The sequence below is a fragment of the Cupriavidus taiwanensis genome (assembly GCF_900250115.1).
In the GTDB taxonomy this organism is placed as follows: Bacteria; Pseudomonadota; Gammaproteobacteria; order Burkholderiales; family Burkholderiaceae; genus Cupriavidus; species Cupriavidus taiwanensis_B.
On sequence record NZ_LT984804.1, the window covers coordinates 838,245 to 851,116 of the forward strand.

General features: G+C 70.4%; 11 protein-coding genes and 1 pseudogene. 4 read left to right on the forward strand and 8 right to left on the reverse strand.

Annotated features, from left to right (window positions below; genetic code table 11):
- Positions 1–8: 8 nt before the first annotated feature.
- From napA to CBM2586_RS20625, 8 genes and pseudogenes are all read right to left on the reverse strand, one after another.
- Positions 9–2,503, reverse strand: a pseudogene (gene napA, locus CBM2586_RS20590) (periplasmic nitrate reductase subunit alpha).
- A complete protein-coding gene (locus CBM2586_RS20595; RefSeq protein ID WP_115665171.1) occupies positions 2,500–2,838 on the reverse strand; it encodes a chaperone NapD in 339 nt (112 codons plus the stop codon). The pseudogene napA and the gene CBM2586_RS20595 overlap by 4 nt, the downstream one beginning before the upstream one ends.
- Before the next feature lie 108 nt (positions 2,839–2,946).
- On the reverse strand, positions 2,947–3,111 hold the full coding sequence (gene napE, locus CBM2586_RS20600) for a periplasmic nitrate reductase, NapE protein (protein ID WP_115665170.1): 165 nt from the start codon (positions 3,109–3,111) through the stop codon (positions 2,947–2,949).
- Positions 3,112–3,313: 202 nt separating this feature from the next.
- Positions 3,314–3,658, reverse strand: a complete 345-nt coding sequence (locus CBM2586_RS20605; RefSeq protein ID WP_115665169.1) for a hypothetical protein — start codon at positions 3,656–3,658, stop codon at positions 3,314–3,316.
- 204 nt (positions 3,659–3,862) lie between these two features.
- Positions 3,863–5,089 (reverse strand): phosphoglycerate dehydrogenase, encoded by a 1,227-nt coding sequence (serA, locus tag CBM2586_RS20610; RefSeq protein ID WP_115665168.1) that lies wholly within the window; start codon positions 5,087–5,089, stop codon positions 3,863–3,865.
- Between the two features lie 99 nt (positions 5,090–5,188).
- Positions 5,189–5,713, reverse strand: coding sequence for a hypothetical protein (locus CBM2586_RS20615; RefSeq protein ID WP_115665167.1), 525 nt, complete (start codon positions 5,711–5,713; stop codon positions 5,189–5,191).
- A 79-nt stretch (positions 5,714–5,792) separates the two neighbouring features.
- On the reverse strand, positions 5,793–5,987 hold the full coding sequence (locus CBM2586_RS20620; RefSeq protein WP_115665166.1) for a hypothetical protein: 195 nt from the start codon (positions 5,985–5,987) through the stop codon (positions 5,793–5,795).
- A gap of 111 nt (positions 5,988–6,098) precedes the next feature.
- Positions 6,099–8,555 (reverse strand): TonB-dependent receptor, encoded by a 2,457-nt coding sequence (locus CBM2586_RS20625; RefSeq protein ID WP_115689498.1) that lies wholly within the window; start codon positions 8,553–8,555, stop codon positions 6,099–6,101.
- A gap of 370 nt (positions 8,556–8,925) precedes the next feature.
- Here CBM2586_RS20625 and CBM2586_RS20630 point away from each other — a divergent pair, with 370 nt between their 5' ends.
- From CBM2586_RS20630 to CBM2586_RS20645, 4 genes are read left to right on the forward strand one after another with little or no spacing between them, the layout of a single operon-like run.
- On the forward strand, positions 8,926–9,909 hold the full coding sequence (locus CBM2586_RS20630) for a tripartite tricarboxylate transporter substrate binding protein (protein ID WP_115689500.1): 984 nt from the start codon (positions 8,926–8,928) through the stop codon (positions 9,907–9,909).
- Positions 9,906–10,685 carry an ABC transporter ATP-binding protein gene (locus tag CBM2586_RS20635; protein WP_172587102.1) on the forward strand — a complete coding sequence of 260 codons (780 nt, stop codon included), beginning with the start codon at positions 9,906–9,908 and terminating at the stop codon, positions 10,683–10,685. The genes CBM2586_RS20630 and CBM2586_RS20635 overlap by 4 nt, the downstream gene beginning before the upstream one ends.
- Complete coding sequence (locus tag CBM2586_RS20640) at positions 10,682–11,698, forward strand: PQQ-dependent catabolism-associated beta-propeller protein (RefSeq protein ID WP_115689502.1); 1,017 nt, start codon at positions 10,682–10,684, stop codon at positions 11,696–11,698. Before CBM2586_RS20635 ends, CBM2586_RS20640 begins: the two co-directional genes overlap by 4 nt.
- A complete protein-coding gene (locus CBM2586_RS20645) occupies positions 11,691–12,869 on the forward strand; it encodes an ABC transporter substrate-binding protein (RefSeq protein ID WP_115689504.1) in 1,179 nt (392 codons plus the stop codon). Before CBM2586_RS20640 ends, CBM2586_RS20645 begins: the two co-directional genes overlap by 8 nt.
- The last annotated feature ends 3 nt before the right edge of the window (positions 12,870–12,872 follow it).

The window sequence follows — 12,872 nt, forward strand, 5'->3', positions numbered from 1 at the left end:
GTTGGGGCCTAGACCTTGACGATCTTGACCGCGCACTTCTTGAAGTCGGTCTGCAGCGAGATCGGGCAGGTGGCGTCCAGCGTCACCTTGTTGATCAGCTGGCTGGCGTCGAACCACGGCACGAACACCAGCCCGCGCGGCGGCGCGTCGCGGCCGCGGGTCTCGACCCGTGAGCGCATGCGTCCGCGCCGCGACACCACTTCGACCTCGACGCCGCGGCGCAGGCCCATGGCCTTGGCGTCTTCGGGATGCATGAACACCACCGCGTTGGGAAAGGCCCGGTACAGCTCGGGCACGCGTCGCGTCATCGAGCCGGAGTGCCAGTGCTCGAGCACGCGGCCGGTGGCCAGCCAGAACGGATATTCCTGGTCCGGCGACTCAGCCGGCGGCTCGTAGGGCAGGGCGAAGATCACCGCCTTGCCATCGGGGTGGCCGTAGAACTGGTAGCCGGTGCCAGCCTTGACGTACGGGTCGCTGCCCTCGCGGTAGCGCCAGCGCGTTTCCTTGCCGTTGACCACCGGCCAGCGCAGGCCGCGCGCCTCGTGATAGGTGTTGAAAGGGGCCAGGTCATGGCCATGGCCGCGGCCGAAGGTGGCATACTCCTCGAACAGCCCCTTCTGCACGTAGAAGCCGAAGGCGTTGGCTTCGGCGTTGTGGTAGTCGGGGTCGATCTCCTTGAGCGGGAACTTGTCGACCTGGCCGTTGCGGTAGAGCACGTCGAACAGGGTCTTGCCCCGGTATTCGGGCTTCTTCGCGATCAGGTCGGCGGGCCACACGTCCTCGACCTTGAAGCGCTTGGAGAACTCCATCAGCTGCCACAGGTCGGAGCGCGCCTCGCCCGGCGCATCGACCAGTTGGTGCCAGAACTGCGTGCGGCGCTCGGCGTTGCCGTAGGCGCCTTCCTTCTCCACCCACATCGCGCTGGGCAGTATCAGGTCGGCCGCCAGCGCGGTCACGGTGGGATAGGCATCGGACACCACCACGAAGTTCTGCGGGTTGCGGTAGCCCGGCAGGCCTTCTTCCATCAGGTTGGCGGCGGCCTGCATGTTGTTGTTGACCTGCACCCAGTAGGCGTTGAGCTTGCCGTCCTTGAGCATGCGGTTCTGCAGCACGGCATGGTAGCCGGGCTTGTCAGGAATGGTGCCGGGCGGCAGCTTCCAGATGCGCTCGGCTTCCTCGCGGTGCTTGGGGTTGGTCACCACCATGTCGGCCGGCAGCCGGTGCGAGAAGGTGCCGACCTCGCGCGCGGTGCCGCACGCCGACGGCTGCCCGGTCAGCGAGAACGGGCTGTTGCCGGGGTGGCGATCTTGCCGGTCAGGAGGTGCAGGTTGTAGACCATGTTGTTGGCCCAGCTGCCGCGCGTATGCTGGTTGAAGCCCATGGTCCACAGCGACATCACCTTGATATTGGGGTCGGCGTAGAGCTCGGCCAGCTGGTCGAGCTTTGCCTTGGGCACGCCCGACAGCTTGCTGACGGTATCGGCGTCGTACCTGGCGACGAAGCGCGCGAAGTCGTCGAAGCTGATGGGGCGCGCGGCGCCCGGATCGGCGGCGTTCTTGGCCGCCTTCTGCAGCGGGTGTTCCGGGCGCAGGCCATAGCCGATGTCGGTCACGCCCTCCTTGAACACGGTGTGCTTGTTGACGAAGTCCTTGTTGACCTTGTTGTTCTTGATGATGTAGTGGGCGATGTAGTTCATCATCGCCAGGTCGGTCTGCGGCTTGAAGATGACCGGGATGTCGGCCAGGTCGAACGAGCGGTGCGTGAAGGTCGACAGCACCGCCACGCGCGTCTTCGGATGGCTCAGGCGGCGGTCGGTGATGCGGGTCCACAGGATCGGGTGCATCTCGGCCATGTTCGAGCCCCACAGCACGAAGGCGTCGGCGGCTTCGAAGTCGTCATAGCAGCCCATCGGCTCGTCCATGCCGAAGGTGCGCATGAAGCCCTGCACGGCCGATGCCATGCAGTGGCGTGCATTGGGGTCGATGTTGTTGGAGCGGAACCCGGCCTTGTACAGCTTGGACGCGGCATAGCCTTCCCATACGGTCCACTGGCCCGAGCCGAACATGCCCACCGCGGTCGGGCCTTTTTCCTTCAGCACGCGCTTGAACTGCAGTTCCATCTCGTCGAAGGCGCGCTCCCAGCTGACCGGGGCGAATTCGCCGTTCTTGTCGTACTTGCCGTTCTTCATGCGCAGCAGCGGCCGGGTCAGGCGGTCCTGCCCGTACATGATCTTGGACAGGAAGTAGCCCTTGACGCAGTTCAGGCCCTTGTTGACTTCGGCCTGCGGATCGCCGTTGGTCGCCACCACCTTGTTGTCCCGCACCGCCACCGTCACGCCGCAGCCGGTGCCGCAGAAGCGGCACGGCGCCTTGGACCACTTCAGCTTGGTCACTTCGCTGTCTGTGACCATGTTGGCGGCCCCGGCCGGCAGCGCCACGCCGGCCACCGATGCCGTCGCAGCGACAGCGGTCTGCTTGATGAAGTCACGACGAGAGATGGTCATGTGCCTGCCTCCTCGTTCATTGCGGGATTCACGGCCTCGTGCATGGCCTCGGCGTCTTCGTTGTGCTGGTAGACCAGTGCCGCCGACAGCACGCCGTCGAACTGGTGCAGGAAAGTCAGGTGCGCGGCAATGGCGCGCGAGCTGGGCGCTTCGAGGGTGACCACCAGCTTGCCGCTGTCGCTGACGGCATGGATTTCGGCCCCGGCGATGGCTTCGATCGCCGCACGCACCTGCGCCAGCCTGTCGGGAAGGGCGTGGACCACGATGCCGGCAATATGCCACTCTGCGCTCGCCGGCAGTGGCTGGATGGGGATGGCACGTCTGGCGGCGGGCATGCGCAAGCTCCGGTTCGATGCCGTTTCAGTCTGTGCTGCAGCTTGTTTTTATCCGTCAAATGCCCCGGCGGCGGCGGGCCTGCCGCACCGGGCCTGCACGGGCCGCGCCTAGTGCGACGGCGGTCCGCTGATCAGCTGGGTCATCCAGACAATGAACCCATAGCCCGCGACGATGATGACGGACAGCACCGGCACCATCACGGCGGTCAGGAAAAGGAAACTGCGCAGTTCTTCTTGCTTGCGTTGCGGATCGTGGGTATCACCGGTTTCCATCGCAGTTGACGTCCTCGGCAAAAATGGGAGCAGGTGTGGCCCGATGCGTTACATCATTAAAGGCAGCACATGCGAAGGTGTCAAGACTGCACTCGCGGCGGGGCGGCCGGCGGCGGCGCGGGATGCGGCATGGGCCGCAACGCGGGCCGCCCGATCCCCCGGTTGCGGTAGCCGGCGCCAGGCAGTCGGCCGGATATGTCATCTAGTGATAGGTCACCACGACCAGGTAGGCCGGCACCGCGCTCGGCTTGCCGGCGCGGGCGGGTTGCAGTTCCAGCCTGGCCACGCCGATGCGCGTCGGGCCGGCCGGCTGGTGCGGTGCCACGGCGAAGGGCGCCGAGACGATCTGGCCGGAAGGCTGGTGGCAACTGGCCTGTACCAGGCCCGCCGACGGGCGGAATCCGCACGAGGGGTTGGTGATCGCACCGAGGAACGTAATGGTGCCGGTTTGCGCTGCCGCGCTGCCGATCGCCGCGGTCAACAGCAGCGTGGCTGCGGCGAGCCGCGCGACCATGGCGGCGGCCTTCCTGCTCCGTTCAAGCGACATGTCTGACCTCACGATTGTTGGTGCGGCGCCGACGCGGGCCGCCATTGTCATCGCGTACCGTGCAGGCCCACCAGTGCGCGCGTGGGCTGCATTCAGCATAGTCACTGCTTCAGAGCATTTTTGGGATTTCAGACAGTTTGGTGGAGATTAAAGCGAGCGGGTCGCGACCATGGCCAGCGCCATGGTCGACGGCCCTGGCCAGTGCTAGGCCGCCCCGCGCAGGATCAGCCGCGAGCGCGCGAAGCCGGCATGCGTCTGCAGCGCCTGCATCAGCTGCGCGGATGGCGCGCGGTCGAGGTCGGTGACCACGTAGCCGGTGTGGCCGCGCGTCTGCAGATGCTGGCCGGTGATGTTGACGCCTTCCTGCGCCAGCAGCGTGTTGAGTGCGGCCAGCGCGCCGGGCGCGTTGCCGTGCACGTTGAGCAGGCGCGCCGGCGCATGCAGCGGGCCGGGATCGACCTCGGGGAAATTGACCGCGCCGATGGTGCCGCCGGTGGCCAGGAAGTGCGCGAGCTTGGCCGCGACCTCGGTGCCGATGTTCTCCTGTGCCTCTTCGGTGCTGCCGCCGACGTGCGGGGTCAGCAGCACGTTGGGCAGGTTCTGCAGTTCGCTGGTGAAGGGGTCCTGGTTGGTCTTGGGTTCTTCCGGGAACACGTCGATGGCCGCGCCGCCCAGCCGCTGCTCGCGCAGCGCCGCGGCCAGCGCGGCGATGTCGACCACGCTGCCGCGCGAGGCATTGATCAGGATCGCGCCCGGCTTGAAGGCGGCAAGGATGTTGGCATCGATCATGTTGCGCGTGCGCGGCGTGGCGGGCACGTGCAGCGTCACCACCTCGGCCTGCGACACCGCTTCTTCGAGCGAGCCGGCGGCGCGGGCCGAACCGTGCGAGAGCCGCGCGAGCACATCGTAATAGACCACGCGCATGCCCATCGATTCGGCCAGCACGCCGACCTGCGAGCCGATATTGCCGTAGCCGACGATGGCGATGGTCTTGCCGCGCGTCTCGAACGCGCCGGTGGCGCCCTTGGCCCATTTGCCGGCATGCGCCAGCGTGTTCTTCTCGGGGATCCGGCGCAGCAGCATCACCGCTTCGGCGACCACCAGCTCGGCCACCGAACGGGTGTTGGAAAAGGGCGCGTTGAAAACCGGGATGCCGGCGGCGGTGGCGGCGTCGAGGTCGACCTGCGAGGTGCCGATGCAGAAGCAGCCGATCGAGAGCAGCCCGGGCGCGCTGCGGATATCGTCCGCGCGCAGGTGGGTGGCGGAGCGGATGCCGATCACGTCATGATCGGCCAGCACCTGGCGCAGTTCGGCACCGGCCAGCGCGCCGGTGCGGCGCTCGACCTGCAGGCCGGCTTCGGCCAGCCGGGCGTTGGCGCTCTGGTGGATGTTCTCGAGCAGGATGGCTGTGGTCACGTCGGGTTTCCGCATGGAGGGTTGGCGGGCATTGCCGCATCGCCTCCATTCTGCGCGCAAAACGGCGCCGGGGCCGGGGAGCCCCTGCTGCCGGCATTGGCACCGGCGGCGGCGTCAGCGCGCGCGGCGCGCGTCGCCGCCGAGCGGATCGACGATGATCATGGTCTGGCGCAACACGCCGGCATGGTCGAAGTAGCAACTGAAGTGCGCGGTCTGCAGGCCGTCCTTGTACATGCGCCAGGACCAGGCTTCGCGTTGCATCAACGGGTAATACTGCACCGGCTCGCGTGGCAGGCCGAAGTGCTGCTGCACGTCCTGCTTGGTCCAGACCCCGACCTCGGCGCGATAGATCTCGGCCTCGGTCAGCATCTGGCGGTAGCGGGTCAGCCTGCCCGCGGCGTCGAAATCGGCGGCGTAGACCTCATGGCCGAAGGGCTGCCGCGACCACAGCCAGCGGGTGGTGCCGTCGGCCAGGCGGTGGGTCTCGGTGGGCGGCCCGAAAGTCTGACGCACGGCACTTTCGGGGCTGCCTATCATCTGCCGGCCGGTCTGTTCCGGCTGCAGCGTGGCGCAGGCGCCGAGCAGGGCGGCCAGGCAAAAGAGGGCAAGGCGACGGCGGGGCAGGGACCGGGGTGGCATGGCGCGCTCCTGCAGGAAGGGATGTCCGCAGCCGCCATTGTCCGGCTGCCGGCCCGGCCGGTGCAACCCCCGGGCCGGCTTAGCAGCGGCCCTTCTTGGCCTGTCCCGGGGGGCAGAATGACTCGTTGCCGTACGGGTCGACGCGGCAGTTGCCTTTCTTGGCCTGTCCCGGCGGACAGCCCTGCGGGCCGTCGCCGTAGGTGTCGTAAGGGGCGACCACGCAGCCGCCGAGCAGCGCGCTGCACGCGACCAGAAGGGCCAGGACGGATTTCATTGCATTCTCCTTGTTGTGGGGGATTCCAATTGCGACAGGAGAATAGATTGTGCCAGCGCCGTTGTCTGTAAGGAATCGTGAAGACCGCGGCGCCGGGGCAACAGCGGGCGGCTACATCCGCAGCACCACCCCCAGCCAGACGCTGCGCGGCGCTCCCGGCGCCACGAACAGGGCGCTGGCGGCATCGCCCGGGGCCACGTGCGGCCGCACCAGGCTGCCCCCGGGAAACACATCGTTGGCGATCTGGCCGTAGGTCTGGTAGCGCCGGTCGAGCAGGTTGGCCACGCGCGCGTAGATCTCGAAGCGCTTGCTGACCTGATACGCCGCGCGCAGGTTGATGGTGGCGTAGCCGGGCGTGCTCCAGTCGGCGGCCTGCGGCGCTGCGCCCGGCTGCGGGTCGCTGCGCAGGCCGTCCTCGTTGCCGCTGGAGACCGAGCCCGACACCGCCACCAGGTCGGCGCCCAGCACCAGCCCGGCCAGCGCCTGCCAGTCGGCGCCCAGCTTGAGCGTATGGCGCGGCAGTCCGGCCATGCGCATGCCCGGACGGATATCGATGGTGCGTTCGCCCGCGGCCAGCGCGCCGGCGGCCTGGTAGGTGGCCTGCAGGTAGCTGTAGGCCAGCCGCAGCGTCACCGCGCCGAGGCGGTGGCGCGCGGCGAGGTCGAGCCCCTGGTTGCGGGTGCGGTCGAAGTTGGCGAAGTAGCCGAGCTGGGTATTCGGTGCGCGCACGAACAGGATGTCGTCGTGGTTGTCGATGCGATAGAGCGACGCCGTGACCTCGGTGTGCTCGCGCGGTTGCCAGCGCACGCCGGCCTCGAACGAATGCGACACCACCTGCTTCAGGTAGGGATCGGCCTGCAGTCCCGCCGGCAGCCGGCAGGGCCGTTCCGGGTCGGCGCAGCCCAGCTCGAGCACGGTCGGTACGCGGTTGTTCTGCGCATAGCCGCCGAATACCGTGACGCCGCCGCCCAGCTTCTGCGCCAGCCCCAGCGCCGGGTTGAGGCGGCGATAAGTAAAGCTCTCGCGCGGCTGCTCGCTGCCGTCGCTGTTGCGCAGCGTATTGCTCACGGTGACGTGGTTCCAGCGCGCCGAGGCGGTGAGGAAGGTGGTGGGCGTCAGCGACCAGGTATCGGACAGGTACAGGCCGAGCGTGCGCGCGTTGCCACTGACGCCGGAGAACAGGGCATTGGCCTCGGCAGGATCGGCGACCACGCCGCGGTCGTCGGTGAAGCTGCCGGGTTGTGCGTATTGCGAATAGGTGAGGCGGCTGCGGTCGAGCGTCAGGCCGGCATTGAGCACGTGGTGCTCGCCCTCCCGCGCCAGGCTCAGCGCCATGCCGACGGTCTGCTGGCGCATATGGCTGGTGTTGAGCACGGCCGGGTGCAGCGCCGCGCCTGCGGCGCGGGTCATGCCGCAGTCGGCGCCGCGCGGGCTGCCGTCGGCGTTGAAGCCGCCTTCGCAGTTTTCGGCATAGGCCTCGTAGTCCGGGTTGACGTCGCCGTTGGCGGTGTCGCGGCGGCTGTTGCGCACATAGGCCAGCGCCGCCACGCTGGTCGTGTCGTCGAACCAGTGGCGGCCGTTGAGCGCGGCCTGCGTGACCAGGTTGCGGGTCTGGTCGGGATAGGTGTAGACCGCGCGCGGGTTGGACTGGTACAGCTCCGGCACCGTGCCGCCATCATCGCCGGCACGATAGCTGGGCACCAGGCCATTGCCGGTCAGCGTGCTGCGCCCGTGCAGCAGCGAGACGTCCCAGCTGCTGCTGGCGCCGGCGTAGCCCGCCTTGGCGAAGCCATTGCCGAGCCGGCCCTCGGAATGGTCGCGCCAGCCGTGCTCCTGGAACAGCGTGCCGGCGGCGAAGGCGTGCCAGCCGCCGTCGCTGCGCACGCCGGCGGACAGGTCGGCACGCTTGCGCGCATGGCTGCCGTAGGACAAGTCGGCGCTGAAGCCGGGCGAGTCCAGCCCGGATCGCGTGGTCATGGCGAGCGCGCCGCCAAGCGAGTTGAGGCCGTAGGCGGGGTTGGCGCTGGACACCAGCGACGCGCTCGCCAGCGCCGCCTCCGGGATCATGTCCCAGCTGACCACGTCGCCGAAGGGCTCGTTGACGCGGATCCCGTCCAGGTATACCGACAGCCCCTGCGGCACGCCGGGGATCGACGAGGCGCGGAAGCCGCGGTAGGTGATGTCGGTCTGGAACGGGCTGCCCTGGATGTCATTGACGTTGACGCCGGCGAGGTGGCGGTTCAGGTAGTCGGCCAGGTTGCCGGCGCGCGCGCCGCCGAGGTCGCTGCCGCGCACGGTCTGCACGGTGTAGGGCACCAGGTCGCTGGCGACGCCGATGCCGGGCAGCGGCGCGGCGGCCACCACCAGCACCTCGGGCAACAGCGCAGTGTCCCGGTTTGGCGCAGCAGTGTCCTGTTGCGCCACAGCGGCGCGCTGGCACAGCAGCGTGATCAGCGCGGACAGCACCGCGGCCGGCGTGCCGGCGCGCCAACGCGGGCGGGCCGCGCCGGCGCGCGGCGATCGGGATGTCCGCTGGCCTGGCGGCGCAGGGCGCGGGAGGGCTGGCATGGTCGGTCTCCTCGGGATAGGTGGCGCATGCCTGCATCGGGCCGCGCCTGTCGGCAGCGCTTCAGCAGTTTTCGTACCGTGCCGCGCATGGTGGCGGGGCCGGGCGGGCGGCGCTGCACCGGGCCGCGGCGCGGGCCGGCGCCCTGTCACAAAACAGGACAGTCGGGCGTTGCTGCGAGCGGGCCGGTGTTTCATCACGGCACAGTGCGGCGCGGCGCATCGCAGCACGCGTCGCTGCGAGGGAGGCGGGCCGGAGCCGTGCAGCGCCGGCCCGGCAAGGTCCGCGCGGATGCGGCATGCCGTGCTGCATCGCACCTGGTATCGGCCTTGCTCTGTCACACCGCATCCCAACCCGGTCCGGTGCTGCGCCATGTTCCGTTGCCTTGCCTGCCTGCTGTCGCTGTGCCTCGGCCTGATGCCGGCGGGCTGCGCGCGGGCCGAGGGCGCATCCGCCTATCCGTCGCGTCCGGTCACGCTGGTGGTGCCGTGGCCGGCCGGCGGCGCCACCGATATCTCGATGCGGATCCTGGCCGAGCTGGCCGGGCGCGAACTGGGGCAGCCGATCGTGGTGGAGAATCGCCCAGGCGCCGGCGGCACGCTGGTGGGCGGCCTGCTCGCCGCGGCGCGGCCGGACGGCTACACCATCGGCCAGCTGCCGCTGACGGTGTACCGGTTCCCGCACCAGCAGAAGACGGCGTGGCAGCCGCTGCGCGACATCCAGCCGGTGCTGATGATCTCGGGCTATACCTTCGGCATCGTGGTGCCCGCCGACAGCCCGTGGCGCTCGCTGCGCGAGCTGATTGCCTGGGGCCGCGCGCATCCGGGGCAGCTCACCGTGGGCTCCACCGGCATCGGCACCACCGCGCACCTGGCGATGGAGGACGTGCTCGGCCGCAGTGGCGTGCGCTACGTGCACGTGCCGTACCATGGCACCGCCGACCAGATGCTGGCGGTGGCCAACGGCTCGCTGATGGCCGGAGTCAATTCCACCGGCTTCGCGCCTTTCGTCGAGACCGGCAAGCTGCGCCTGCTGGCGGTGTTCAGCGCGCAGCGTTCGGCGCGCTGGCCCGAGGTGCCGACCGTGGCCGAGCTGGGCTTCGCCGATGCGGTCCACAACTCGCCTTATGGCATCGGCGTGCCGCGCGGCACCGATGCGGCCATCGTCAGGCGGCTGCACGACGCCTTCCGCGCCGCCATGCAGCAGCCGCGCCATCTCGCCGAGCTGGCCCGCTACGACCAGGAGCTGACTTACCTGGGCACCGCGCAATACGAAGCGTTTCTGCGCCAGGCCTGGGAGGCCGAACGCGCCTTTGCCGAGCGCGCCGGCACGGCGCGGGCGAAGGAGCAGCTATGAACGCGCTGCCAATGCAGGACGCGCCGGCGCTCGGTTGCGATGCCGTGCGCAAGGCGTTCGGCGGCCGCGTTGCGCTGGACGGGGTTTCGCTGTGCGTGCGCCGCGGCGAGTTCGTGGCGCTGCTGGGGCCCAACGGCGCCGGCAAGACCACGCTGTTCCAGATCCTCAGCGGCCTGTTCGTCGCCGACGCCGGGCAGGTCACGGTGATGGGCCGCGACATGCGGCGCGAGCCCGTGCGCGCGCTGGCGCAGCTGGGCATCGTGTTCCAGCAGCCCGCCATCGACCTGGACCTGCCGGTGCTGGCCAACCTGCGCTTCCATGCCGATCTGCATGGCCTGCCGCGGCGGGTCGCGGCGCAGCGCATCGCGCGCCTGCTGCAGGCCTTCGGCCTGGCGGCGCGCGCGCAGGGCCCGGTGCGCGAGCTGTCGGGCGGCAGCCGGCGTAAGGTCGAACTGGCGCGCGCCTTGCTGCACGAACCGGCCATGCTGCTGCTGGACGAGCCGACGGTGGGGCTGGACCCGGCCTCGCGCGTGCAGCTGCTGGCCGAGACCCGGCGGCTGGCGCGGCACGCCGGCGCCGGCGTGCTGTGGGCCACCCACCTGGTGCAGGAGGTGGAACAGGCCGACCGCGTGATCGTGCTCGACCGCGGCGCGGTGCGCTTCGACGGCACCCCGGCCGCGCTGCTGGGCGCCACCTCAGCCACGACGCTGGAGGCCGCATTCCTTGCCATGACGCCGTCGCTCGTCCGCGCGGCGCAAACGGAGCTGACCGCATGAAGCCGATGCCATCCCCCGCCTGGCTTGCCGGCACCTGGCTGCTCGCCACCGCGTTGCTGGTTGCGGCCGGCCTGGCCGAGGGCGCGCCGGGCGCCGCCCGCGCCGCCACCGGCCAGGTCTTTGTCTCCAGCGAAAAGGACGACGCGCTGACCGCCTACGATGCCGGCAGCGGCCAGCAGCTGGCGGCATGGCGCCAGTGCCGGCGGCCGCGCCATCTGCAGCTGTCACCGGATCGCGCGCGGCTGTACGTGGCCTGCAGCGACGACCACCGCGTCGACGTGGTCGACGTGGCGACGCGCAAGACCGTGGCGTCGCTGCCGGTGGGCGACGATCCGGAACTGTTCGACCTGAGCCAGGACGGCCGCACCCTCTACGTGTCGAACGAAGAGGACGCGCTGCTGTCGGCCTACGACACCGGTTCCGGCAAGCGCGTGTTCGCGGTGGCGGTGGGCGAAGAACCCGAAGGCGTCAGGGTCAGCGCGGACGGACGCCAGGTGTACGTGGCCTCCGAGGTGGCCAACCTGGTCCATGTGGTCGACGTCGCCACGCGCAAGGTGGTGCGCAATATCCGCGTCGGCAACCGGCCGCGCCGGCTGCTGCTGGTGCGCGGCGGCAAGGAGCTGTGGGTCTCCAACGAGCTGTCGGCCAGCGTCAGCGTGATCCGCACCGATACGCTGGAAGTGGTCCAGACCATTGCCTTCGCGCCGCGCGGCATGCGCCCCGAGGACGTGACCCCGGTCGGGATGGCGGCGCGCAGCGACGGCAGCCACGCCTACATCGGCCTGGGCCGCGCCAACCACGTCGCGGTGGTGGAGGTGGCGTCGCGCCGCGTGCAGGACTACGTGCTGGTGGGGCGGCGCGCCTGGGGGCTGGCGCTGAGCCGCGACAACGCGCGGCTCTACGTTGCCAACGGGTTGTCCGACGATGTCAGCGTGGTCGACACCGCCAGCCGCAAGGCGGTGGCCACGCTCAGGGCGGGCCGCGTGCCGCATTCGGTGGCGATCGATGACTGAGCGCGCGCTGGCGCTGCCGGCCCTCATGCTGGCGCTGGCGCTGGCGGCGCCGCTGCACGCCGCGGAGGTGCGCGTGGCGGTGGTGTCGCTGGCCGACGATGCCCGCCATGCGCCGCGGCGCCTGGCGCAGCGCTATCCCGACCAGCCGCACGGCCGCGCGCTCGACGGCGCGCAGGTGGCGGCGGCGGAAGCGCGCTTTGCGCTCGAGGCCGCGGGCCAGTCGCTGCGGCTCGAGGCGCAGCAGGCCCGCAGCGAAGCCGAGGTGGCCACGCTGGTCGCGGCGCTGGCGCGCCAGGGCACGCGCTTTATCCTGCTGGACCTCCCGCCGGCTTCGGTCCGGGCCGCGGCGGGCGCGGTCAGGCCGGGCGAGGCGCTGCTGTTCAATGTCTCGGCCGACGACGATGGCTTGCGCGGCGCCGGCTGCGCGCCGGTGCTGCTGCATACGCTGCCGAGCATGCGCATGCGCGCCGACGCGCTGATGCAATACCTGGCCGCGCGCAAGTGGCGCCGCGCGCTGCTGCTGAGCGGGCCGTCGCCGGCCGATGCCGCGCAGCGCGACGCGCTGGTGGGCGCGGCGCGGCGCTTCGGCATCGCCTGGAGCGCGCAGCGGGCGTTCCGGCTGTCGAATGATCCGCGCGAGCGCGACCAGGCCAATGTCAGGCTGCTGACCGCTGGCGCCGACTACGACGTGGTGGTGGTGGCCGACGCCGATGGCGAGTTCGCGCGCGGCCTGCCCTATGCCACGCAGTTGCCGCGCCCGGTGGTGGGCGCCAGCGGCCTGGGCGCGCAGGCCTGGCACTGGGCCTGGGAGCGCAACGGCGGGCCCCAGCTCAACCGGCGCTTCGCGCGCGCCGCGGGCCGGCCCATGACCGGCTACGACTGGGCCGCGTGGGTCGCGGTCAAGGCCATTGCCGAGAGCGTGGTGCGGCAGCCCGCCGGCTTTGCCGCGCAGGCGCAGGCGCTGGGCGCGGGACAGGTGGTGGTGGACGGCTTCAAGGGTCCGCCGCTGTCGTTCCGGCGCTGGGACCGCCAGCTGCGCCAGCCGCTGCTGCTGGCGCACCCGGACGGCGTGGTCGGCACCGCGCCGGCCGACGGCGTGCTGCATCCGAAGAACAACCTCGACACCCTGGGCGCCGACGAAGCCGACACGGCGTGCCGCGCCCCGACCTGACAC

What these genes read in the sequence shown, in the direction of transcription:
- CBM2586_RS20595 (WP_115665171.1), bottom strand. Translation starts at nt 2,838, where the DNA reads ATGCCCGCCGCCAGACGTGCCATCCCCATCCAGCCACTGCCGGCGAGC.
- napE (WP_115665170.1), bottom strand. Translation starts at nt 3,111, where the DNA reads ATGGAAACCGGTGATACCCACGATCCGCAACGCAAGCAAGAAGAACTG.
- CBM2586_RS20605 (WP_115665169.1), bottom strand. Translation starts at nt 3,658, where the DNA reads ATGTCGCTTGAACGGAGCAGGAAGGCCGCCGCCATGGTCGCGCGGCTC.
- serA (WP_115665168.1), bottom strand. Translation starts at nt 5,089, where the DNA reads ATGCGGAAACCCGACGTGACCACAGCCATCCTGCTCGAGAACATCCAC.
- CBM2586_RS20615 (WP_115665167.1), bottom strand. Translation starts at nt 5,713, where the DNA reads ATGCCACCCCGGTCCCTGCCCCGCCGTCGCCTTGCCCTCTTTTGCCTG.
- CBM2586_RS20620 (WP_115665166.1), bottom strand. Translation starts at nt 5,987, where the DNA reads ATGAAATCCGTCCTGGCCCTTCTGGTCGCGTGCAGCGCGCTGCTCGGC.
- CBM2586_RS20625 (WP_115689498.1), bottom strand. Translation starts at nt 8,555, where the DNA reads ATGCCAGCCCTCCCGCGCCCTGCGCCGCCAGGCCAGCGGACATCCCGA.
- CBM2586_RS20630 (WP_115689500.1), top strand. Translation starts at nt 8,926, where the DNA reads ATGTTCCGTTGCCTTGCCTGCCTGCTGTCGCTGTGCCTCGGCCTGATG.
- CBM2586_RS20635 (WP_172587102.1), top strand. Translation starts at nt 9,906, where the DNA reads ATGAACGCGCTGCCAATGCAGGACGCGCCGGCGCTCGGTTGCGATGCC.
- CBM2586_RS20640 (WP_115689502.1), top strand. Translation starts at nt 10,682, where the DNA reads ATGAAGCCGATGCCATCCCCCGCCTGGCTTGCCGGCACCTGGCTGCTC.
- CBM2586_RS20645 (WP_115689504.1), top strand. Translation starts at nt 11,691, where the DNA reads ATGACTGAGCGCGCGCTGGCGCTGCCGGCCCTCATGCTGGCGCTGGCG.